Source organism: Rahnella laticis, from assembly GCF_015644585.1.
GTDB classification, from domain to species: domain Bacteria; phylum Pseudomonadota; class Gammaproteobacteria; order Enterobacterales; family Enterobacteriaceae; genus Rahnella; species Rahnella laticis.
Genome location: NZ_JADOBI010000006.1, coordinates 262,494 through 284,866 on the forward strand (window position 1 = coordinate 262,494; position 22,373 = coordinate 284,866).

Consider the following 22,373-nt stretch of genomic DNA (forward strand, 5'->3'; position numbering starts at 1 on the left):
GCTATGTTTCAGAAACGCCTGCTAGTGCCGCAAACTCCGCCGCTGCGCGGTACTCTCACTTCGGGTTCGAACCTGCTCGAAAAAACACTCTCGCTGTTTCTCACCACTCACTCGACGTCGTTTTGAAAGCGGCCACAAACTTTCTAATTCGCAACCTCACTACTGAATGTTAATTATAAAACGAGTGAATTTTCTCGCCTGAAATTAAGCAAGAAAACAGAATGCTGTTGAATTTAGATAAGCCTCCGGCCGCTTTCAGAAAGCTTGCCGAGCGAAGTGTTTCGAGACCTATGGCTCGAAACCGAGCAAGGGAACCGCGTAGCGGCAAGATTTCGCGGCAATAACTGACGTGGCTGAAACATAGCCAGCGAGCGGAGCGCGTGTTGAAAAAGCGTGGGGAAATCCAAAAGGGGAAAAGCACTTTCCCCTTTTGGTCGGTTTGGGCGCAACAAGCTAAGCGGTCACCGCAATTGATAAACCGAAACTTTCTCCATCCCAAAACGGGGATAAATAAGGGCCCAACCCTTATTGAGAAGCCGCCGGGGCATCCGCCGCAGGCGCAACATCAGCCGGTGCCATGATCTTATCGTAAATAGCCCGTAACTCGCCGGCATTCACCTCGGGTTCCCCTTTCGGCTGTGCAATGAGCAACGCCGGATCCCGCGATAACTGCTGTTTGAGTTCCTGATTCAGTACCGGCAAGGTCAGCGTGGTAAGGAACTGCTGACGCAATTGCTGATATTGCTCAGGCGCGATGTCGACAACGCCATTTTGCTGCGAGCGTAAACGCTGGCTCATCAGTACGTCGGTGTCAGTACGCGCGTAAGTGGCGAAAAGTTTGCTCAGCTGATCGTTCTTCTGCGCAATCAGCGCATCAAACTCTGCCTGAGAAATCCCTTTGTCACGCACGACCAGAAGTTCTTCGGAAAGACGCTTGAACAGCTCGGTCAGCTTAGCCTGTGGCGCTTCAATACGGATGGCGCACTGCGCACGCTGATACTGCACGTTGCAGTCAAAACCAAGGCCAGGGCCCGGTGTTGTGGCGTCTTTTTTGCTTTCGAAAGCACTTTTCAGGGCTTCCTGAAGATGCCAGAACAGCGCTTCGCGGGCCAGATCACTGCGCCAGTAAGCGGCCAGCGCCTGCGAATCCTGAATCGGCTGCCACGCGTTATCCCACATTAATGAGAGACGATCTTGCGTCAGGTTGCCGTCCATCGTGGTCATGGATTTGGTGGTGACTTCCGACAGCGTCGGCAACGTTTGTGGCGTCTGACGGCTGCCTTTCAGCGGCGAGAATGTCCGGTTGATTTGTTCACCCAGCGAGCGGCTGTCGACATTACCCACCACAAACAGCGTCATGGCGTCCGGCGTATACCACTGATGATAAAACTTCGTCAGGGCTTCTATATTGACCGGTTTGGTCGGCAGCTGATCCGGGCTATGTCCCACCAGCGTTGAGCCGACGATACGGGTACGCCACCAGGCATCCTGCGTATTTTGCGGCAATGAACCTACCGGATCCTGCGATTCCTGGCGCGCGGCGCTGACCAGCGCAGGCGTCACGGAGATTTTACCCGCCGTATTCGCCAACCAGTTCAGCGCATCTTTCAGCAGCTCCGGGCGGTTATTCGGCAGGCTCAGGTTATACATCGTGAAATCATAGGAACTGACCGCGGGCGGCAATGGCCGTTGCGGATTGATACTTTGCTGCCAGAGTGATTGCAGCTCAGACGTGCTGAAGCCTTCGCTGTGCATCAGCGCCAGACGCGGCAGGAAATGGGCGTAGCCCGCCTGCTGGGCAGATTCTGCCAGCGAGCCGGTGCGTACCACCAGACGTAATTCGATACGATCGCTCGGACGTTGCGGCGTGGTCAGCAACTGCCAGGTAAATCCATTATCCAACTTGCCCTGCTGCCAGGCCGGGTCAGGTTGTAATGCTTCAGCTTGCACATGACTTGCGGCTGCTGCCAGCAACAATCCACCAACGAGTAAACGGATTTTGGTGCCCTGCATGTGAACCCCTACGTAATGACAATCTAATGTTCAAATATGCTGTCCTGCCGGTGCCGGTTGGCGAGCCCACAGGAACTGAATGCGTAAGTTAAGGACGTAAATTACAGCCCTTCGTTAGACCGCGCGTTTTTCGCAATGTCGCGCAGCCCGTGAAAATATTCTGGTAAAAAGCGCCGGAGGTGGCCTTCGGGGGAGTTATTATGAAGATAATCCACCGGTTACATCAAGCAACCGGTGGTTATTAGGGGATTTTGAGCCTAAATAAATGCGTTTTTTGGAACGGTTAGCGATATTTTCATCCGTTCAGAGACCATTATTCAGAAACCTGACGCCGATTTCTCAGCTTCCGTCAGACCTTTCTGACCATTCAGCGTCGCTTTTAACTGGCCTTCGTCCAGCTGATCACACCATTTTGCGACCACGATGGTTGCCACGCCGTTACCCACCAGATTGGTCAGCGCACGCGCTTCTGACATGAAGCGGTCAATGCCCAGAATCAGCGCCAGCCCGGCAACCGGTAAATGCCCCACCGCTGACAACGTCGCCGCCAGAACGATAAAACCACTGCCGGTCACGCCCGCCGCCCCTTTCGAGGATAACAGCAGCACAACAATCAGGGTGATCTGATGCCAGATATCCATGTGAGTATTGGTCGCCTGCGCGATAAACACCGCCGCCATGGTCAGATAAATCGAGGTGCCGTCGAGGTTAAACGAGTAGCCGGTCGGGATAACCAGACCCACCACCGATTTCTTACAACCCAGACGCTCCATTTTATCCAGCATGCGCGGCAGCGCGGATTCAGAGGATGACGTACCCAGCACGATCAGCAGCTCTTCTTTAATGTAGTTAACAAACTTGAAGATGCTGAAGCCGGTGAAGCGGGCGATAAGCCCCAGCACCACGACCACAAACAGAATACAGGTCAGGTAGAAGCACAGAATCAGCTGGCCGAGCTGCACCAGAGAACCGACACCGTATTTACCAATTGTGAATGCCATCGCCCCGAATGCCCCTAACGGCGCGAGACGCATGATCATATTGATGATGCCGAAAATGACCTGTGAGAAGCTTTCGATGACGTTGAAAATCAGCTGCCCCTTGTGGCCCATGCGGTGCAGCGCGAAGCCGAACAGCACGGCAAACAGCAACACCTGCAAGATATTGCCACTGGCAAATGCGCCGATCACGCTCGACGGAATGACATCCAGCAGGAACGGAATAATGCCCTGGCTCTGCGCCTGCTCGGCGTAAACCGCGACCGCTTTGGCATCCAGCGCCGCCGGATCGACGTTCATCCCCGCGCCCGGCTGGAAGATATTCACAATCACTAGACCGATAATCAGCGCCAGCGTACTGACGATTTCAAAGTAGAGCAGCGCGATCGCCCCGGTGCGCCCCACGGCTTTCATGCTTTCCATGCCTGCAATGCCGGTCACTACTGTACAGAAGATGACAGGAGCGATGATCATTTTGATTAATTTAACAAAACCATCACCCAATGGTTTCATTTGAGCGCCGAGATCGGGGTAAAAATGTCCCAGTAAAATACCGAGGGTGATTGCCAGAAGAACCTGAAAATACAGACTCTTGAAGAGTGATTTTTTCATAAATACCCATCCTGAAGTGATTGCGCCGCCTTCTATTTTTGTAAGGTCAAAGGTAATGAGCGGCAGCAGGGAAATAACACATACACAACATGATGGAAATATTTCGTTTCGCACTGCAATGACGGTTCATGAAAAACCAGAGCGGAAAGCATTCAGCAATAAGTAATGTAATTAAAAAAAGTAAAGGAGGGGTGAAAAAGGCCGGACAGGAAGGGGTTTCCTGCCCTTTATCGGATTCAGGCGGGCTGACAGAATTTCTGTTCGAACTCTTCTTTAGAAAGCGGCGCAGAGAATAAATAGCCCTGCCCGAACTGGATATTTTCTTTCAGCAGCCACTGGCGCTGCGCTTCGGTTTCGACGCCTTCTGCAATGAGCTGAATATCCATCGCGCGGCCAATTGAGGCCACAATGTTTACCATCACTTCGTCTTCCGGCAGAACGCTGACGAAGCTGCGGTCAATTTTAATGACGTCGATAGGCAAGGAGCGCAGGCGGTTGAGGTAATCCAGACCGGAATAACCCAGGCCGAAATCATCCAGTTCAATCGAGACGCCTACGGCGCGGAGTTCGCTGAGCAACAGCAGCGCGCGATCCAAATCATCAATGCGCGCCGTTTCGGTGATTTCCAGCACCAGCTGACCCGGATTAATTTTGTAGCGGCTGAGCAGGCTGCGCAGTTCCGGCAGGAAATTACGCTGCTGAACCTGAACGCCGGACAAATTCACCGAAAGCGGTAAGGTAATGCCGCGCTGTTGCCAGTCGGCAAGAATGCCGCAGCCCAGTTCGAGGATTTTGTAACCCAGCATGCTCATCACGCCGATTTCTTCGGCCAGCACGATGAAGTCACTTTCCAGACCATAACTGCCGTTGGCCATTTTTCTGCGCAACAGGGCTTCAGCGCCCACCACCGTGCCGGTTTCCATATTGACCTGTGGCTGGATGAACAGCGTGAAATCGTTCTGTTCCATCGCGTGCAGAATTTCGTTTTCCTGCAACAGGCGTTTCTGAATTTTCTCGGTCAGTTCCGGTTCGAAGAACAGAATCTGGTTTTTGCCCTGCTGATACGCCGACACTCTGGCCGCGCGCGCATTGGCCATCAGCTGCTGCGCAGTCACCGGCGTTTCGCCCGTGTGCTGAACAATACCGATGCTGCCGGTCGGGTGCAGCGACATATTGCCGGAATCGCTTTCCTGCGGCGCATTAATGCGTTCCATGATTTGCCGCGCAAGGCGCATCGCCATAAATGGCCGCGGCACATCGCCCGCCAGCAACGCAAATTCGTTGTAACTCAGACGCGCCAGCAAACAGTGTTCCGGCAGCACATCCATAATAGAAGAGATCAGCGGGCAGCTGACATGGCCGTCGTCGCGCAGGCTTTCAATGCCAATCAGCAACAGGTGGAAGCCCTTTTCCGGCTCCGACGAATGCAGCCGGTGTTGCAGGCGTTGCATAAACTGCTCGGCATTATTGAGGGTGTCTTCCGCGGGCAGCAGCGCGTCATTCATGCTTTGCTGCGCTTTTTCCAGCTGCTGCTGATTGCGGTTATAACTGCGCACCAGCATGCCAATTTCATCGTCTTCATGGCGCTCCGGCAGCACCAGCTGATGATAAGGCACTTCGCTTTCCGGCAGAGATTCCAGCTCGCTGGCAATGGTGCGCAGCGGTTTGACGATCAGACGGTTCACCACCCAGCTCACCGAAATGGTGAGGATCAGCGACAGCAGGAGATAGGTTGTCAGCATGGTCGACAGCGCGCTGACGATAAACTGATACATGCGGTACGAATCCGCCTGAAGGACCAGATACGCCAGCGGCTTGGGGGCTTTAGGGCTGGCAGCCGCAGAATAAAGGGGAACTGAAATAGTAACGGGCAGATTGAAACCGCGGGTAACCCACTGCGGCACCGGTCTGCCGGGCGGGAAATGCGTGTGCAATGCGGCAATCTGATTAGGCATCACGACGTCGGCGCGACTGAGGATCCCGACCGGTTGCAGGGTGTTGAGAATGTCCTGCGTTTCTTCCAGATCGACATCAAGCACCGCTTGCGAAAGGGGCTCACGGACAGAATGTGCAATATTTTCAAGTTGCTGGGCGTAATCGTCCCTCCGTTGTTGCACAAAGTGAAACAACTGGATGACGATAAAAATACAAATGGTGATTGCAGCAATACTGGACACCGCCGCCATCTGCTTAATCGTTAATGAACGCCTGACCCGCAACTTATTTCTCCATCAACTGCCGGGCTGATTTGCCCCACATACACTAACAGGAACGGTACTTCTGCGCAGTATACCTCATAACCGGTTATTTCGAGGTGAAACACGATGTTTTGGCTATAAAAAACAACACGTTTGGCAATCAGCATCTACACTCAAAATTCATAGGGTTATTTCGCTTACGAAAAACATACATTACCAGGAGTAATTGAATTATAAGCATCATAAGAAGATGCCAGCTTCAATACACTTAATGAAGTTTGTGTGCTACCGATCACAGCAAAGGCAAATGATTAGTCTGTGCTAACACAAAAATTCAGATAATAAATATCAAAAACCTTCTGTGACAGACAGTTATCAATGTGATGATATTTATGCGTGAAAATCCTATTTTTTGTAAAAAGTGCTCTATGCTGTAAAAGAGCTGATATATTAAGAAGAGTCTCATTCCCACTAAAAACTTAAAGAAAATTAAACTTTTCTCATGCTTTGTTAACGGCCTTTTTAGGTTCGTTTTGACGTCCAGAAAACACCGATATATATAATCCTAGCGGGCGGGATTTATGAATAAATATGACGACATTAAACGTTTTATGGATAAAACGAAGTTGGAAAAGCTTGATTATAAAGAGCTTAACGAAAAATCAACGGGTGAATCCATTACCGGTTCTATGAACCAGTGGACGTTGATTAAACAAGTGTCAGCCAGCGAAGATCCGGCCGGACCACTCGACAATGGCCGCACGACACAACCCACGCCTCAGTCTATTTCTGCCGATGAGTTTTCACTCGCTGCGTCGCAGCCGGTGAGTGAACCTTCTTTCACGCAATCCCCGGTGAATCAGCCTCAGCAACCGTTGCCACAAGCCGCGGCCGCACAGCCGGTGCAGCAAAATCAGGCCACACCGATGTCATCGGAAGTCCCTCCGCCCGCGGCGGGTTTTGGGTTGCTCGATGCCTTGCGTGAAACGCTGCCTCCGGTGCCGCCACAGCCTGCTCCCGTGCAGGCCGCGCAGCCCGGAAAGCATCAGCCGGTTCACACCGCGCCGACGTTCCACGCCCAGTCAGTTATTCCTGACAACGGCGGAAGTCTGCTCGATTCACTGCGTAAAGTGATGCCGGAATCGGCTGCGCGACCTGCGCCTGTTCAGCCGGCTCCGGTTCACACGCCAGCCCCTGTTCAGCAGGCCGCACCGGTTCGCAGCCAGCCCGTACAGCCTGCGGCACCGGCATATCAACCGGCTCCGGTACACAAACCGGCACCGGCCAACGCGTACACAACCAGCACGGCGCCTGCTACACCCGCGTCCCCGGCGTCTGCTGATGCTAACCAGCGCTTTAAACAAATGTTTAAACAGCGGGCTCCGCAGCCTGCCAGCGCCTATTTACATCGCGACACACCGCTTCAACCCCTGTTAGAGATGATTGCCTCATGCCGTTAGTTTGCGTTTGTTCACCGAAAGGTGGGGTAGGAAAAACCACGGTGGCCTCCAACCTGGCCTATTCGCTTGCCCGCAGTGGCAGCAAAGTTCTGGTCATCGATTTTGATGTGCAAAACGCCCTTCGCCTTCATTTTGGTGTGCCTATTTCCGATACCCGCGGCTTTGTCGCCGGTTCAGGCAATGAATCCGACTGGAGCCAGTTTATTCTCAAGGCGGGTTCAAATACCTTTGTATTACCTTACGGCGAAGTGACGGAAGATCAGCGTCTGGAATTCGAACACCAGTTAGCCAGCGATCCGCATTTCTTGCAGCGGGGATTAAATACCGTACTGAATTATCCGGGTTTAATTATTGTCGCCGATTTTCCTCCCGGCCCGAGCCCGGCGTTAAAAGCCGTTCAGGCGCTTGCGGATTTACATATTGTGGTGATGTTAGCGGATACCGCGTCATTATCTTTATTGCCATTAATGGAAAAAAATAAATTAATTGGCACGCCTTTAAATAATAAGAAAGGTGAATTTTACGTCGTTAACCAAAGTGACACTCGCCGGACATTAAGTCGCGACGTGACGCAATTTTTTGAGCAACGTCTGAACGAAAGATTATTAGGCACGATCCACAGGGATGAATGTGTGCCAGAGGCGAATGCCTCGCAGCGCTCTATTATTGATTTTAGTCCGGTATCGGCTTCGGCATTTGATATTGAACTGATCAGCAAAAAAGTCGCCGCTATTTTAGGGATTAAAGTCGGTGATGGTGAATTACACGCCGCGCCTAAATCTGGCAGTTATTAACTATCACTGTTAACAGCGACCCCAAAGCGATGAATAAATTCCTGTTTTCCTTACTTGTGCTTCTGCTGCTGCCGGTGGCAGCAGTGATCATCATCACCCCTATGGACAGCCAGAAACAGTACATTTTTGGTCTGATCAGCATCGGGCTGTTATTCCTGCTCGGTATCAGCAAGAGCCGCCGTATCAGTGTGGTCATGGTCATCATGTCCGTTATTATGTCGACGCGTTATATTTACTGGCGCGCGACAGAGACACTGCATTTTAATTCAACGATAGAAGCCATCTTAGGGATCGGGTTATTCCTCGCCGAACTGTATGTCTGGATTATTTTATTGCTGGGCTACCTGCAAACCACGTGGCCACTGAAACGCACCATCGAACCGTTGCCGGATGACACCACCCTGTGGCCGACCGTGGACGTGTATATTCCGTCTTACAACGAAAGTCTGGATGTGGTGCGTGATACCGTTCTGGCCGCGCAATGTATCGATTATCCGAAAGACAAAATCAAAATATACGTGCTCGATGACGGTAAGCGCGACGAATTCGCCGTGTTCTCCGCCGATGCGGGCGTGGGTTATATCACCCGTAACGACAACTCCCACGCCAAAGCCGGTAACCTGAACCATGCGATGAAACTCACCAAAGGTGAGCTGATTTGCGTGTTTGACTGCGACCACGTTGCGACACGCGCCTTTTTACAGGCCACCGTGGGCAGCTTCCTGAAAGATCCGCGTCTGGCGCTGATCCAGACACCTCACTATTTCTACTCGCCGGACCCGTTCGAACGTAACCTTTCCGCCGGCCGCACCATGCCAAACGAAGGCGCGCTGTTCTACGGCCCGGTTCAGCAAGGTAACGATAACTGGAACGCCACGTTCTTCTGCGGTTCGTGTGCGGTTATCCGCCGCGTGGCGCTTGAAGAAGTCGGCGGTTTTGCCGTTGAAACCGTGACAGAAGATGCGCACTCCGCGCTGAAAATGCAGCGCCGTGGCTGGAATACTGCGTTTCTGGATATTCCGCTGGCCGCCGGTCTGGCGACAGAACGTCTGGGTCTGCATGTCATTCAGCGTACCCGATGGGCGCGTGGCATGACGCAGATTTTCCGCGTCGATAACCCGCTTCTGGGACGTGGCCTGAAATGGCAGCAACGCCTGTGTTATCTGAACGCCATGCTGCACTTCCAGTTTGGCCTGCCGCGCGTGGTGTTCCTGACCGCCCCGCTGGCGTTCCTGCTTTTCAACCTGAACATCATTTCCTCGTCCGCCAGCCTGATTTTTGCTTACGCGCTGCCGCACCTGGTGATGTCGCTGTACATCAACTCCCGCATGAATGGCCGGTTCCGCTATACGTTCTGGGGTGAAATCTACGAAACCGTCATGGCTTTCCACCTGATCCTGCCCACGCTGGTCACGATGTTTGCGCCAAAACGCGGGAAATTTAACGTGACCGACAAAGGCGGCCTGCTGGACGTCGGCTTCTTTGACTTCAACATCGTGAAACCGCACCTGATTGTCGCGATTCTGATGATTATCGGCATTGGCTACGGCGTGGTGCGCGCGATTTTCCATGACTACTTTGCCATCGATCCGAACGTTATCGCCCTGAACGTCGCATGGGGCAGTTTCAGCGTGCTGATTTTGCTGGCGGCGATTGCCGTGGCGAAAGAAACCCGTCAGGTGCGTAAAACCATCCGTATTGATGTCGCCATTCCGGCCATCATTCATTACGCCAATGGGATTTCACTGCGCACCACCACAATTGATATGTCGATGGGCGGCGTGCAGCTGGTGACGCCGGATGTGCGTTACATCGACGAAGAAATTGAAGAAGTGGAAATTCAGCTTTCTTCCGGTGCAGAGAGTTTCCCGGTGACGCAAATCAGCGGCAATAAAGAACGCCTGCGTCTGCAATTTGAAAACCTGCCGCTGTCGAAACGCCGCGAGCTGGTACGCGTTGTGTTATGCCGTGCTGACGCCTGGATTGGCGAAGAGTATCCGCCGGACAACCCGTTCAAATCTCTGGTCAGCATTATCCGTTGCGTGTTTGAGCTGTTCTACAACACCTGGAAAGAGCGCCGTGCCAAAAATAAACCCGCTGACGCCACCAGCAAGAGTGAAGCAGCATGAATCGACCACGTAAACAGACCGTAAAACGCCCTTTATCTGCTGTGCCGGGCGCGTCCCTGCTCAGGAAAATCTCCGCCGGCCTGCTGCTGACCTTCAGCAGCCTGCCTTTTACTCATGCTGAAGACGCCGCAGCACCTGCCGTGGATCCGGCGACCAGCCTGCCCGCTGCGCCATCATGGTTGCCGCCTGTCACGCCGATGCCGGATGAAAGCGCACCGACCAGCGCAGCACCTGCCGCGCCAGCAACGGCGGGCGATGCACCTCAGACCGACACCACGCCGGTGAATACCAGCAGCACCGCGCCCGCTGCCGATCCGTCGGCAGCCCCTGCGCCGGTCATTCCGCTGGTTCAGCCGGTGACCAGCACTATTACCGTGGCTGAAATGGGGCAGACCAACGGCCTGACCCTCAGCGGCGGCCAGTTACAGTCCGGAATTATCTTTACGCTGCCAGCCGATGAAGTGGTCACCAACGCCCACCTGTCGCTGGCACTGAAAATTTCCCCGGCGCTGATTGCCCGCGATACTACGCTGGAACTGATGCTTAACGGTCAGCCTCTGGGCAATCTGCCGCTCAATCAAAGCAGCAACGGCGGCGATGTTTACGATCTGGATATTCCGTCGGCGATGGTGGTCTCCAACAACAACCTGAGCTTCCGCGTGCATGACAGCAACACCATGACCTGCGAGAAAGATCAGTCGGACAAATATTGGGTCACCATTTTGCCGACCACCAGCATTGGTCTGGAAGGTCAGCAGCTGAATATTGGCCGCAATCTGGGTAACTTCCCGCGTCCGTTCTTTGATGGCCTGCAAATGCAGGAATCGAAAATTACGATGGGCTTCTCCGCGGCGATGAAACCCGGCGATGTCAGCGCAGCGGCGATGGTCTCTTCTTATCTCGGCATGTTGTCCGATTATCGCAGCGTCGATTTCCCGGTCATCCTGAACGATTTACCGGACCAGAACGGCATTCTGTTTGGTAAGCCGGGCGATAAAATCGGTTCACTGACGTTGCCAGCCAGCAACGGCGCATCGATTCAGATTATCGATAACCCGATCAACCCGGTTTATAAACTGCTGCTGGTGCTGGGCAATGACGATAACGAACTGCGTCAGGCCGCGTACCGCCTGATCAGCGGCGGAATGCCGAACAACGCCGAGCGTCTGGATGTTACGCAGCAAACCATTCCGTCGAGCAAACCGTATGACGCGCCGCGCTGGATTGATACCTCGCGCCCGGTCACGCTGGGCGAACTGGCAGGCAAAGATCCGGACTCCCTGATTTCCAACGGGATTTATCACGACGGCATTCAGGTTGCCTTCCGCGCAGCGCCGGATCTGTTCATGTGGGATGGCCACAACATTCCGGTGCGCATCGATTACCGTTTCCCGACGGAAAACTGGATTGATGAAGACAGCTCGCGCCTCAATGTGTCCATCAACAGCAACTTCCTGCGCAGCCTGACAGTGAACAAAGTCGGTCTGGTGGAAAACATCTGGCGTCGCCTGGGCGGTGACAGCCGTCAGGAACGTTATACCCTGCAACTCGCGCCATACCTGATTTACGGGGATAACCAGCTGCAATTCTATTTCGACATCAAGCCGAAAAAAGATGCGCCGTGCAGCATTCTGACCAGCGACAACATCAAGAGCCGTATCGATCCGAAATCCTTCATCGACCTGAGCGGAAGCTACCATTTCGCACAGTTGCCGAACCTGTCGTATTTCGTCGGTGCGTCTTATCCGTACTCCAAACTGGCTGACTTCACCGACACGCTGATGTTGCTGCCGGAAATGCCTTCCGCCGATGAAATCCACACGCTGCTGAATCTGGCCGCACGCGCCGGGAAAGCGACGGGTGTACCGGTGAATCACGTGCAGGTCGCCTTTGGCCTGAAAGGCGATGAAAGAAATAACGCGTTGTTTGACCGCGATATTCTGGCCGTCACCACCCTGGGCGATACGCCGTTCAACCAGCAGTTACTGGCCGATTCGCCGTTCAGCGTGAATGCCGGTTCGATGGGCGTGAAAACGCCGACGCAGGTTCAGCGTATCGTGGCCTGGCTCACCGGCGACTGGTACCGCCAGCCGGTGGATGCTGACCGTTATCTGTCCTCAACCGGCGCATGGCGCGGCTTCGTCAGCTACCGCTCACGCTGGTCAAACGATCACGTCGTGGTCGTCGCAACGGGCACGGACGATCAGCAACTGCTGAAAATTCATAACGACCTGAAATCGCCGAAAATCAACGCCAACGTGCGTGGCGATCTGGCGATTATTACCGATGAAAATGGCATCCGCAGCTTCTCCGTCGGGCAGCAATTCCCGACCGGCCAGATGCCGTGGTACATGATGGTGCTCTGGTACGCCAGCACGCATATCGTGATCCTCTCGCTGATTGCCACACTGGTTTCACTGCTGATTGGCCTGAGCCTGTTCGTCGTGTTGCGTCGTCATGCTGCTAAACGTCTGGGTCAGAAATGAAAAGCGTCGTCTTAAGAAGAACAACAATAACAATGAAGGTAGCCGTTACTCCCGGCTATAACCTGGCGATTACCGGAGCTGGAAAATGAAAAAACATAAACTGTCCCTGGCGGTGATCAGGGCTATTTATCTGGTAGGGATCGCCGGAGTTGCAAGTTTCAGTGCCACCACGTTTGCGGCGGATACCACTAATCCGGCCATGAAAGCCCTGTTTGACCAGGCCGCTTACTGGCATGAACGCGCCCACGATGATCTGGCAAAAGATGCCTTGCAGAAAGTCCTGCTGGTCGAGCCGAATAACGCGCAGGCGTTGTACCTGATGTCGCTGTATTCCATGCAAAGCGGCGACAAAACGGCGGCAAACCAGTGGCGTCAGAAACTGTCCAGCGTTTCGCCGGATGACCCGCGTCTGGCATCGCTCAACAGCGCTAAAGCGATGCAGTCTATTCCTCCGGCGCAGCTGGCGTCTGCCCGTCAGATGGCGGCGCAGGGGAACGTCAGCGGCGCGCTTTCTGCCTACCGCACTATTTTTAACGGCAACCAGCCGCTCGACAGCCTGGCGACCGAATATTACCTGACCATGGCGGGCGACAAATCGCTCCAGCCGCAGGCCATTCAGGGATTGCAGCAGCGCGTCGCCGCCCGTCCGGACGACACGCAGGCGCGCCTCGGATTAGGCAAAGTGCTGACGTATCAGGAATCGACCCGCCGCGACGGGATCAAACTGCTGAGCACGATGGCCGGTTCCAGCACCGAAGCTGACCGCTCGCTGCGTCAGGCGTTGTTGTGGATGGCACCGCAGGAAGATGACCGCGATTTGTATCAGGGCTATCAGGCGCGTCATCCGAATGACACCGCCGTGATGGCGTACTTCCAGAAAAACATTGGCGGCGCGGCGAAGGGTCAGGGCTTTACGGCGCTGAACAGCGGCGACGTCAACAGCGCGAAAGCCAAGTTTGAAAGCGTGCTGGCCGATAACCCGAACGACGCCGATGCACTGGCCGGTCTGGGTTACATCGCGCAGCGCAGCGGAAACTTTGAAGAAGCGTCGCAGTATCTGAGCAAAGCCGCCGCACAGGGCGGCGCGAACAGTGCGCAGCTGAGCAATCAGGCGCAGGATTCTGCGTTTTACGCCCAGCTGGCGAAAGCCAAAGCCGCCGCAGCGTCCGGCAGTTATGACGCCGCGCTGGCCGCCGTCACCCCGCTGGCGTCAGTCGGCGGAGAAAAAGGCCAGTCAGCCGGTTTACTGCGTGCAGATATTCTGCGCCGCAAAGGCGATCTGGCCGGTGCGGAACAGCAGTACAGCGCACTCGGTGACAACGCCGACGCCCGCGCCGGGCTTTTCTACGTGTTGCGTCAGCAAAACAAAACGGCGGAAGCCAATCAGGTTCTGAAAACCCTGCCAGCCAGTTTGCAGGCGAAGATGAATCCGCCGACCGTGGCCGACGTCATCGAACCGATGCGCCGGCAGGCCGCGCAGGCCGTCGCCAACAACGATCCGCAGCGCGCGCTGAATATTCTTCAGCAGGCGCAGGAACGTCAGCCGTCTAACGTCTGGGTCAAACTGGATATGGCGCGCATTCTGCAATCGCAGGGACAGACCGCACAAGCGCAGTCCATCATGGCGCCGTCTTCGCGTCCGGGCGCGTCATCGGCAGACCTTTACGCCGCCGCGCTGTTTGCATCCGAAACCAAAAACTGGGCCACCGCCAACGCCCTGCTCTCGCGCATTCCGCGCAGCAGCCAGAATCAGGGTATGCGTGAACTGGCGCAGCGCGCCAACTTCAATGCGCAAATGGCGGATGCCGAAAATTATCTGCAACAGGGCAATACCGCCGCGGCCGCCAATACGTTGCGCGCACTGGCGCAGAACCCGCCAACGGCGCCCGCCGATGTCGGCGCGCTGGCAAAAAACCTCGCCGCCACCGGGCAAGTACCGCTGGCCGTGCAGCTGGTTCGCCAGAACATGCGTCAGGGGGTGAACGGCAATGCGGGCGATTATGCCGATCAGATCACCGTGCTCAATTCCGCCGGTCTGGGCAACGAAGCTCAGGCTTTCCTGCAAAATCCGCAAATTCAGTCCGGCACATCCGCAACCGCGCTGGCCAATCTGCGTAACGGATACGTGATCACTCAGGCCGATCAGCTGCGTGAGCAAGGTCAGTACGCCGCCGCTTACGACAAACTGGTCGTCGCACTTCAGGCCGATCCGCAAAACCGCGATCTGATGCTGGCGATGGCGCGCCTTTATCAGTCCGGCAAACTCAATAAACAGGCCGGTCAGGTTTATAACTATCTGATGCTGAACGATACGCCGACGCAGGATGCACGCGTCGGTGCCATCAATGTCGCGCTGGGCGAAGGCGATAACAAACGGGCGCAGGAACTGTTAACCGGCCTGCGCGGCGAACGTACGCCGGACCGTTTGTTACTCGAAGCCCGCGTGGCCGAAGCGCAGGGCGATCACCAGCAGGCGCTGGCGTTGCTGCGCTCCGCGAAGGGCAAGATGATTGGTCTGGAAGGCGCAGACAGCACGGCGCAGGTGGCCGGGTTGCAGATCAGCGACAACCCGTTTATCAACCGCTCAACCCGGACTTCACCGGGCCGTCCGGCAACACAATCTTCTTACGGCACCGTATTGCCATGGCAGGTCTCTGATCAGGTTCCGGTGCCGGGTAATATTCCGACACCTGCCGTACCAACCGCCGTCGCGCAGCGTACCGCAACGGAAAAACAGATCGACGACATGCTCGACGATTTGCAGGGCAAAACCGCGACCTGGGCGCAGGGCGATATGTCGATTCGCGGGCGTGACGGTGAAAGCGGCCTCAGCCAGCTGACCGAAGCGAAAGCGCCAATGACCTTTGCTTTCGTGCCGTTTGATACGTCGCGTCTGAGCATCGGCGTCACGCCGGTTTCCCTCAGCGCAGGCAGCCCGTCCGGCACCGGCAATACCCGGTTTGGTCAGGGTGCTCTGGCGCAGGCACAGTCGGCGCAGAAAGACGTGGCAGCGGCAGCTGTCGCAGCGGGATTGGATCCTACATTAAGTCTGGCTAATCTGAGGAAAAGCATCACTGCTAATGACCTTAGCACGGCATGTGCGAGCACTGGCGATGCAGCGACATGTTCGGCTTACAGCACAATTAACAGTATTGACCCAACAACCTACAGCGCTCCGGATGCAGGCAACCAAAGCGCGACCGGCGTAGAAGTGAACGCCGCGCTGACCGGCGACAGCTATAAAGCGGATATCGGCAGTACGCCGCTCGGACAGGATCTGAACTCACTGGTCGGTGGTGTGCAATGGGCACCGAAACTGACTGATTTCACCACGCTGCGCCTGACGGCTGAGCGTCGTGCGGTCACCGACAGCATTCTGTCTTATGTCGGCACCAAAGATAACTACAGCGGCAAAACCTGGGGTCAGGTCACCAAAAACGGCGGCAGCATTAATCTGTCCTACGATGACGGCGACGCCGGTTTCTATGCCGAAGGCGGTTACTACAGCTATCTGGGTAACAACGTGAAGAGCAACCAGTCGGTAAATGCCAACGCCGGGTTGTACGTTCGTCCGTATCGTTATGACGACCGCGAGCTGAAAACGGGGATCAACGTCGGTTACATGAACTTCGACAAGAACCTCAGCTACTACTCCTACGGTCAGGGCGGTTACTTCAGCCCGCAGAACTACGTCAGCGTCTCCTTCCCGGTGGAATACACCCAGAAGTATGACGACTGGGATCTGAAACTGTCAGGCGCCGTGGGCTATCAGTCCTATTCTCAGGATAAGAGTGCGTACTTCCCGAATAACCCGGACTTGCAGAAACAGCTGGAAGATCTGGTCGCAGAAGGCTACGGCACCGAAGCGTATTACGGCGGGAAAACGCAAAATGGCATCGGCTGGAACGCAGGCGTTGGCGGTAACTACCATCTGAATAAAAATATGCAGATTGGCGGAAAAGTTGGCTACGATACTTTCGGTGATTACAACGAAAGCACCGCGCAGGTCTACTTCCGTTACCTGATGGGCCAAAATTAACACCGGTGGAATAAAACCATGCAAGAACAGAACTATGCACAAGTTGCGCAGGAATATTACCGCCAGCGTCACACCACACCAGGCTGGCAAAGCCTGGTGCAGGTGCTTTTTTCAGGTATTCTGGCGTCGGCCGACGATGAAGATGGCCGTCGTTTTATCACACTGATGGGCAATAATCTGGCGCGTCAGCATGCGTTACCGGCTTCTTCAACGCTGGGTGAACTGGAAGATAACATTAACCACATTCTCAGCCATTTTGACTGGGGTGTGGTGAAGCTGGAAGCCACTCAGCAACAGCTCGCGCTGGTTCATATTGCCTGGCCGGTGTCGCCGCAAGGACAGGATGACGAATTGTGGCGTATCGCCCTGATTTCGTTGTTTGAAGGTCTGTATGCTGAGTGGTTGTTATCACAAGGCGGGCAGCCTTATGTTCCCCTGCGCTGGCAGGAAAGCACACCGGAAGGCGCCTTTGTTTTCCGCTATCAAAATGGTTTGTAAGGAATTTATATGTGGTTATTTCGGCGCTACAGCCTGGTGCTGTGGTTCAGCCTTATTGTTGCATTTTTCAGTTCTTCAGTAATGGCGCAGGATGCAGGCTGGTCGGCTTATAAAAGCCGCTTTCTGATGCCAGACGGTCGAATTATTGATACCGCCAATAAAAACGTCAGCCACACAGAAGGCCAGGGTTTCAGCATGTTGCTGGCCGTGTTCAACGACGATCAGGCGACATTCGACAAACTGTGGCAGTGGGCAAATACAACGCTTTACCGTAAAGATATCGGCCTCTACTCATGGCGCTATGACCCGAACAGCAGCGTCCATGTCGCGGACAAGAATAACGCCTCTGACGGCGATACGCTCATCGCCTGGGCGTTGTTGCTGGCGGGGGATAAATGGAATGAATCCCGCTATACCCAGGCTTCTGACAAATTGCAGGCCGCGCTGATTAAACATAATGTGATTGATTACGCGGGCTACAAAGTGATGCTGCCGGGCGTATCAGGCTTCAATCAGACCAGCAATATCACGGTCAACCCGTCTTACTTCATCTTCCCCGCCTGGCAGTCGTTTTTTGCGCGCAGCCATTTAAAAGTGTGGAAAGATCTGGATGAAAGCGGCACCGCGATGCTCAGCAAAATGGCATTTGGTGAATTCCGCCTGCCGACAGACTGGGTCGATATGCAGGCAGACGGCACGATGAAACCGGCCACCCGCTGGCCAACGCGTTTCAGCTATGACGCTGTGCGTATCCCGCTGTATCTCGGCTGGGCACATCCTGGCAGCCCGCAGCTGGCGCCGTTTATTCTGTGGTGGCAGAAATCTCCGCGCACCGCGACACCGGCCTGGATTGACGTCATGACCGGCACCAAAGCCAGCTACAACATGTCGCCGGGCCTGTTAGCCATCCGTGATTTCACCATGGCAAACACCAGCGCCATCAGCCCGACTCTGGCACCGAAGGATGACTATTATTCTTCCTGCCTCCAGCTGCTGAGCTGGTGGGCGAGTCATAAAGGTTAAGGGATTTATTGCAGGCCAATTTATTGTATATATGCAATAAATTGGCGCTGTAGTTATTGTATATACGCAATAAGTTTCCACAAAAAAGCCCGCTTTCGCGGGCTTTTTCATTTCTGCAAATCCATCAGAATTACGCGACGGTTTGCGTGGTTCCGTTTTCATCCTGATCGACGGCAAAGCAGGCGACCAGCTGATCACCGTATTGCTTCAGCTGTGGCTGGAACTGCTTGCAGGTGCCGAACGCGCGGCGGCAGCGGGCGTTGAACGCGCAACCGGCTGGCGGGTTCAGCGGGCTTGGCAGCTCACCGGTCAGTTTGATGCGCTCACGGCGCTCGTCCGGGTTCAGACGCGGCGTGGCGGACAGCAGCGCCTGTGTGTACGGATGGCGGGGGTTGCTGAAGATGGCGTCTTTCGAGCCTTTCTCCACGCAGCGGCCAAGGTACATCACCATCACTTCGTCGGCGATATGTTCCACAACGGACAAATCATGAGAAATGAAGACGTAGGACAACCCCAGATCCTGCTGCAAATCCATCATCAGGTTCAGCACCTGCGCACGGACAGAAACGTCGAGCGCGGAAACCGGCTCATCGGCGATCACCACGTCCGGGTCCAGCATAAGACCACGGGCGATAGCAATACGCTGACGCTGACCGCCGGAAAACATGTGCGGATAACGGTCGTAGTGTTCCGTTTTCAGGCCCACTTTCGCCATCATCGCCAGCGCTTTTTCACGGCGTTCGGCCGCTGTCAGTTTGGTGTTGATCAGCAACGGTTCTTCGAGGATCTGACCGACTTTCTTGCGCGGGTTCAGCGATCCGTAAGGATTCTGGAACACGATTTGGATCTTCTGACGACGCAGCTTTTCTGCCGTGGCATCCGGTTTCAGCAAATCCTGACCGCGATAATAAAGCTCACCGCCGGTTGGCACTTCGATCATGGTCAGCAAACGGCCCAGCGTGGATTTTCCGCAGCCGGATTCACCGACCACTGCCAGCGTTTTCCCGCGTTCCAGCGTGAAAGACACACCGTCGAGCGCTTTTACGGTACGTTCCGGGGCGAACATCCCTTTCTTCACCGGGTAATGTTTTTTCAGGTCAATCGCATGCAACAGCGGCTGCGGTTGGGTGTTATCAGGACTCATAAGTAGGTCTCCCGGCATCATCCAGCGGATAATGGCACTTCGACTGACGCCCGTTCGCGAGGTCACGCAGCGCAGGTTCTTCTTTACGGCAACGGTCAGTTGCATACGGGCAGCGCGGGTTCAGCAGACAACCGCTCGGGCGGTCGTATTTACCCGGCACCACGCCCGGCAATGACTGCAAACGGGCTTTATCCGCCGCAAATTCCGGCAACGAGCGCAGCAGCGCCTGAGTGTACGGATGGCGCGGCGCACGGAAAATCTCCGTGGCTTTGGCCGATTCCACCACCTGACCGGCATACATCACGATGATGTGATGCGCGGCTTCCGCCACCAGCGCCAGGTCATGGGTGATCAGCATCAGCGCCATGTTCTCTTTCTGTTGCAGCTCAAGCAGCAGCTCGATGATCTGCGCCTGAATGGTCACGTCGAGCGCGGTGGTCGGCTCATCGGCAATCAGTAATTTTGGACGACAGGCGATTGCCATCGCGATCATCACACGCTGGCTCATCCCACCGGAAAGCTGGTGCGGATACACGTCGAGACGCGAAGCCGGATCAGGAATACCGACCAGATTCAGCAGGTCGATGGTGCGCTGACGCCGGGTCTTTTTGTTGCCACCCTGATGCACCTTGATGGCTTCCATAATCTGGAAACCGACGGTGTAGCACGGGTTCAGGCTGGTCATCGGATCCTGGAAAATCATCGCGACTTCCGCACCGACAATCTGACGGCGCTCTTTTTCGCTGATCCCCTGAAGATTGCGGCCACCGAACTCCAGTTTTTCCGCCATCACTTTGCCGGGGAAGTCGATAAGCCCCATCAGCGCCAGTGAACTGACCGATTTACCCGAGCCGGATTCACCGACAATCCCGACCACTTCGCCCTGCTTCACGCTGTAACTGATACGGTCTACGGCGCGGAACGGCGTACCTTCGTCACCAAAGTGAACGGAGAGTTTGTCCACGGTCAGCAATGTTTTACCGACCTGAACGTCATTCGTTAATGTTGTTTCCATCTCCAACCCCTTACTGCTTGAGTTTAGGGTCGAGGGCATCACGCAGGCCATCACCCATCAGGTTAAATGCCAGCACCGTCAACAGAATGATCACACCCGGGAAGGTCACGACCCACCAGGCACTTTGAGCAAACTGTAAAACGTCAGACAGCATGGTGCCCCACTCAGGCGTTGGCGGCTGTGCGCCCATCCCGAGGAAGCCCAACGCTGCCATATCGAGGATGGCGTTGGAGAAGCCGAGTGATGCCTGAACAATCAGCGGCGCTAAGCAGTTAGGTAAAATATTGATGAACATCTGGCGCGCAGAACCGGCACCGGCGACGCGCGAAGCAGTCACGTAGTCACGGTTCACTTCCACCAGCACCGCCGCGCGGGTTAAGCGGACATAGTGCGGCAGGGCGACGAACGTCAGCGCCAGCGAGGCGTTGACTATCGACGGACCGAAAATCGCCACCAGCACCAGCGCCAGCAACAGGCTTGGCAGGGCCAGCATGATATCGACCACGCGCATGATGATGGCGTCCACGACACCGCCGTAGTAACCGGCAAACAGGCCGAAAACCACGCCGAGGATCAGGGAAAGCACCACGACCAGACATCCGACCAGCAGCGATAAACGCGCGCCGTACATCAGACGCGAAAGAATATCGCGGCCCACGTCGTCAGTGCCCAGCAGGAATTTCCAGCTGCCGCCTTGCATCCAGACCGGCGGGCGCAGCAACGCATCGCGGAACTGTTCAGCCGGTGCGTGCGGGGCGATGAAGTTCGCGCCAACCGCCAGGATCAGCATGATGATGATGTAAACCAGACCGGTAACGGCCCCTTTGTTACGCTTAAAATAGTGCCAGAATTCGCGCATCGGCGGCATCGGCGCTGGCGCAGCCGTCACTAACTCGTTAGCGACTGGCTCAGTGGTTTGAGACATTGTGCGCCCCTTATTTCTTGTGGCGAATACGCGGGTTGACCACGCCGTAGAGCACGTCTACCAGCAGGTTAACCACGATGATCAGAGTAGCGACCAGCAACACCCCGCCCTGCACGACCGGATAGTCGCGGCGCTGGAGTGCGTCAATCAGCCACCGGCCAAGTCCAGGCCAGGAGAAGATGGTTTCCGTCAGGATGGCGCCGCCCAACAGCGTACCGACCTGCAAACCAATGATGGTCACGACCGGCAACAGCGCATTACGCAAGGCATGAATGACGATCACCCGCATACGGCTGACGCCCTTGGCTCGCGCGGTACGGATGTAGTCTTCACCCAGCACTTCCAGCATGGAAGAACGGGTCATACGCACAATCACCGCCAGCGGAATGGTGCCCAGAACGATAGCCGGTAAGATCATGTGCATGACGGCATCCACGAAATCACCCGGTTCGCCCCAGAACAGCGTGTCGATCAGCATAAAGCCGGTCAGCGGCAGGCTGTCGTCGAGGAAGACGGTATCGCTTATTCGCCCCGATACGGGCGTCAGATTCCATTGCACCGAGACCAGCATAACCAGCATGATCCCCCACCAGAATATGGGCATTGAATAGCCGGTCAGCGATATTCCCACGGCCGTGTGATCGAATATCGAGCCCCTTTTCACTGCCGCCAGCACCCCGACAGGAATACCGACAATGATCGCAAAGATCATCGCGCAGATACCCAGCTCCAGCGTGGCTTTAAAGCGCGGCACGAATTCCTGCCAGACAGGCGTGCGGCTTTTTAATGACGTGCCCAGGTCGCCGTGCAGCACCCCATTCACGTACTTGAAGTATTGTTGATAAAGAGGCTTGTCGAGCCCCATATCTGCCATTAGCTGGGCATGACGCTCGGGGGAAACACCGCGCTCGCCTGCCATAATGGTGACCGGGTCGCCTGGTATCATGTGTACGAAGGCAAAAGTCAGCAAAGTAATGCCGATAAACGTTGGGATAACTAACCCCAAACGTCGGAGTATGAACTGCAACATATCCCGTAC

Annotated in this window: 14 protein-coding genes; 7 read left to right on the top strand and 7 right to left on the bottom strand. The window is 55.2% G+C overall.

The window, feature by feature from the left end; genetic code table 11:
- Positions 1-525: 525 nt before the first annotated feature.
- From IV433_RS15400 to hmsP, 3 genes are all read right to left on the bottom strand, one after another.
- On the bottom strand, positions 526-2,013 hold the full coding sequence (locus tag IV433_RS15400) for a M16 family metallopeptidase (protein WP_195814873.1): 1,488 nt from the start codon (positions 2,011-2,013) through the stop codon (positions 526-528).
- 317 nt (positions 2,014-2,330) lie between these two features.
- Positions 2,331-3,623, bottom strand: a complete 1,293-nt coding sequence (locus IV433_RS15405) for a dicarboxylate/amino acid:cation symporter (protein WP_195814874.1) — start codon at positions 3,621-3,623, stop codon at positions 2,331-2,333.
- 236 nt (positions 3,624-3,859) lie between these two features.
- Complete coding sequence (gene hmsP, locus IV433_RS15410; protein ID WP_195814875.1) at positions 3,860-5,842, bottom strand: biofilm formation regulator HmsP; 1,983 nt, start codon at positions 5,840-5,842, stop codon at positions 3,860-3,862.
- A gap of 560 nt (positions 5,843-6,402) precedes the next feature.
- Between hmsP and IV433_RS15415 the strand changes: the two genes are divergently transcribed.
- From IV433_RS15415 to IV433_RS15445, 7 genes are all read left to right on the top strand, one after another.
- A complete protein-coding gene (locus tag IV433_RS15415; protein ID WP_195814876.1) occupies positions 6,403-7,281 on the top strand; it encodes a cellulose biosynthesis protein BcsO in 879 nt (292 codons plus the stop codon).
- Complete coding sequence (gene bcsQ, locus IV433_RS15420; RefSeq protein WP_195814877.1) at positions 7,272-8,075, top strand: cellulose biosynthesis protein BcsQ; 804 nt, start codon at positions 7,272-7,274, stop codon at positions 8,073-8,075. Before IV433_RS15415 ends, bcsQ begins: the two co-directional genes overlap by 10 nt.
- A 29-nt stretch (positions 8,076-8,104) precedes the next feature.
- A complete protein-coding gene (gene bcsA / locus IV433_RS15425; RefSeq protein ID WP_152323658.1) occupies positions 8,105-10,204 on the top strand; it encodes a UDP-forming cellulose synthase catalytic subunit in 2,100 nt (699 codons plus the stop codon).
- Positions 10,201-12,690, top strand: a complete 2,490-nt coding sequence (gene bcsB / locus IV433_RS15430) for a cellulose biosynthesis cyclic di-GMP-binding regulatory protein BcsB (protein WP_195814878.1) — start codon at positions 10,201-10,203, stop codon at positions 12,688-12,690. Before bcsA ends, bcsB begins: the two co-directional genes overlap by 4 nt.
- An 85-nt stretch (positions 12,691-12,775) precedes the next feature.
- Positions 12,776-16,729: a cellulose biosynthesis protein BcsC gene (locus IV433_RS15435; protein ID WP_195814879.1), complete on the top strand. Its 3,954-nt coding sequence runs from the start codon at positions 12,776-12,778 to the stop codon at positions 16,727-16,729.
- An 18-nt stretch (positions 16,730-16,747) separates the two neighbouring features.
- Positions 16,748-17,227 carry a cellulose biosynthesis protein BcsD gene (bcsD, locus tag IV433_RS15440; protein ID WP_195814880.1) on the top strand — a complete coding sequence of 160 codons (480 nt, stop codon included), beginning with the start codon at positions 16,748-16,750 and terminating at the stop codon, positions 17,225-17,227.
- A 9-nt stretch (positions 17,228-17,236) separates the two neighbouring features.
- The gene (locus IV433_RS15445) at positions 17,237-18,250 is read left to right on the top strand and encodes a glycosyl hydrolase family 8 (RefSeq protein ID WP_195814881.1); all 1,014 of its coding nucleotides are present in this window, start codon (positions 17,237-17,239) and stop codon (positions 18,248-18,250) included.
- Positions 18,251-18,380: 130 nt separating this feature from the next.
- Here the strand turns inward: IV433_RS15445 and dppF are convergent, their stop codons facing one another.
- From dppF to dppB, 4 genes are read right to left on the bottom strand one after another with little or no spacing between them, the layout of a single operon-like run.
- Positions 18,381-19,394 carry a dipeptide ABC transporter ATP-binding subunit DppF gene (dppF, locus tag IV433_RS15450; RefSeq protein WP_104923792.1) on the bottom strand — a complete coding sequence of 338 codons (1,014 nt, stop codon included), beginning with the start codon at positions 19,392-19,394 and terminating at the stop codon, positions 18,381-18,383.
- Positions 19,384-20,409 (bottom strand): dipeptide ABC transporter ATP-binding protein, encoded by a 1,026-nt coding sequence (gene dppD, locus IV433_RS15455; protein WP_195814882.1) that lies wholly within the window; start codon positions 20,407-20,409, stop codon positions 19,384-19,386. The genes dppF and dppD overlap by 11 nt, the downstream gene beginning before the upstream one ends.
- A 10-nt stretch (positions 20,410-20,419) precedes the next feature.
- Positions 20,420-21,334: a dipeptide ABC transporter permease DppC gene (dppC, locus tag IV433_RS15460; protein WP_195814883.1), complete on the bottom strand. Its 915-nt coding sequence runs from the start codon at positions 21,332-21,334 to the stop codon at positions 20,420-20,422.
- A 10-nt stretch (positions 21,335-21,344) separates the two neighbouring features.
- Entirely contained in the window at positions 21,345-22,364 is a 1,020-nt protein-coding gene (gene dppB, locus IV433_RS15465) for a dipeptide ABC transporter permease DppB (RefSeq protein WP_195814884.1), read from the bottom strand.
- Positions 22,365-22,373 lie beyond the last annotated feature (9 nt).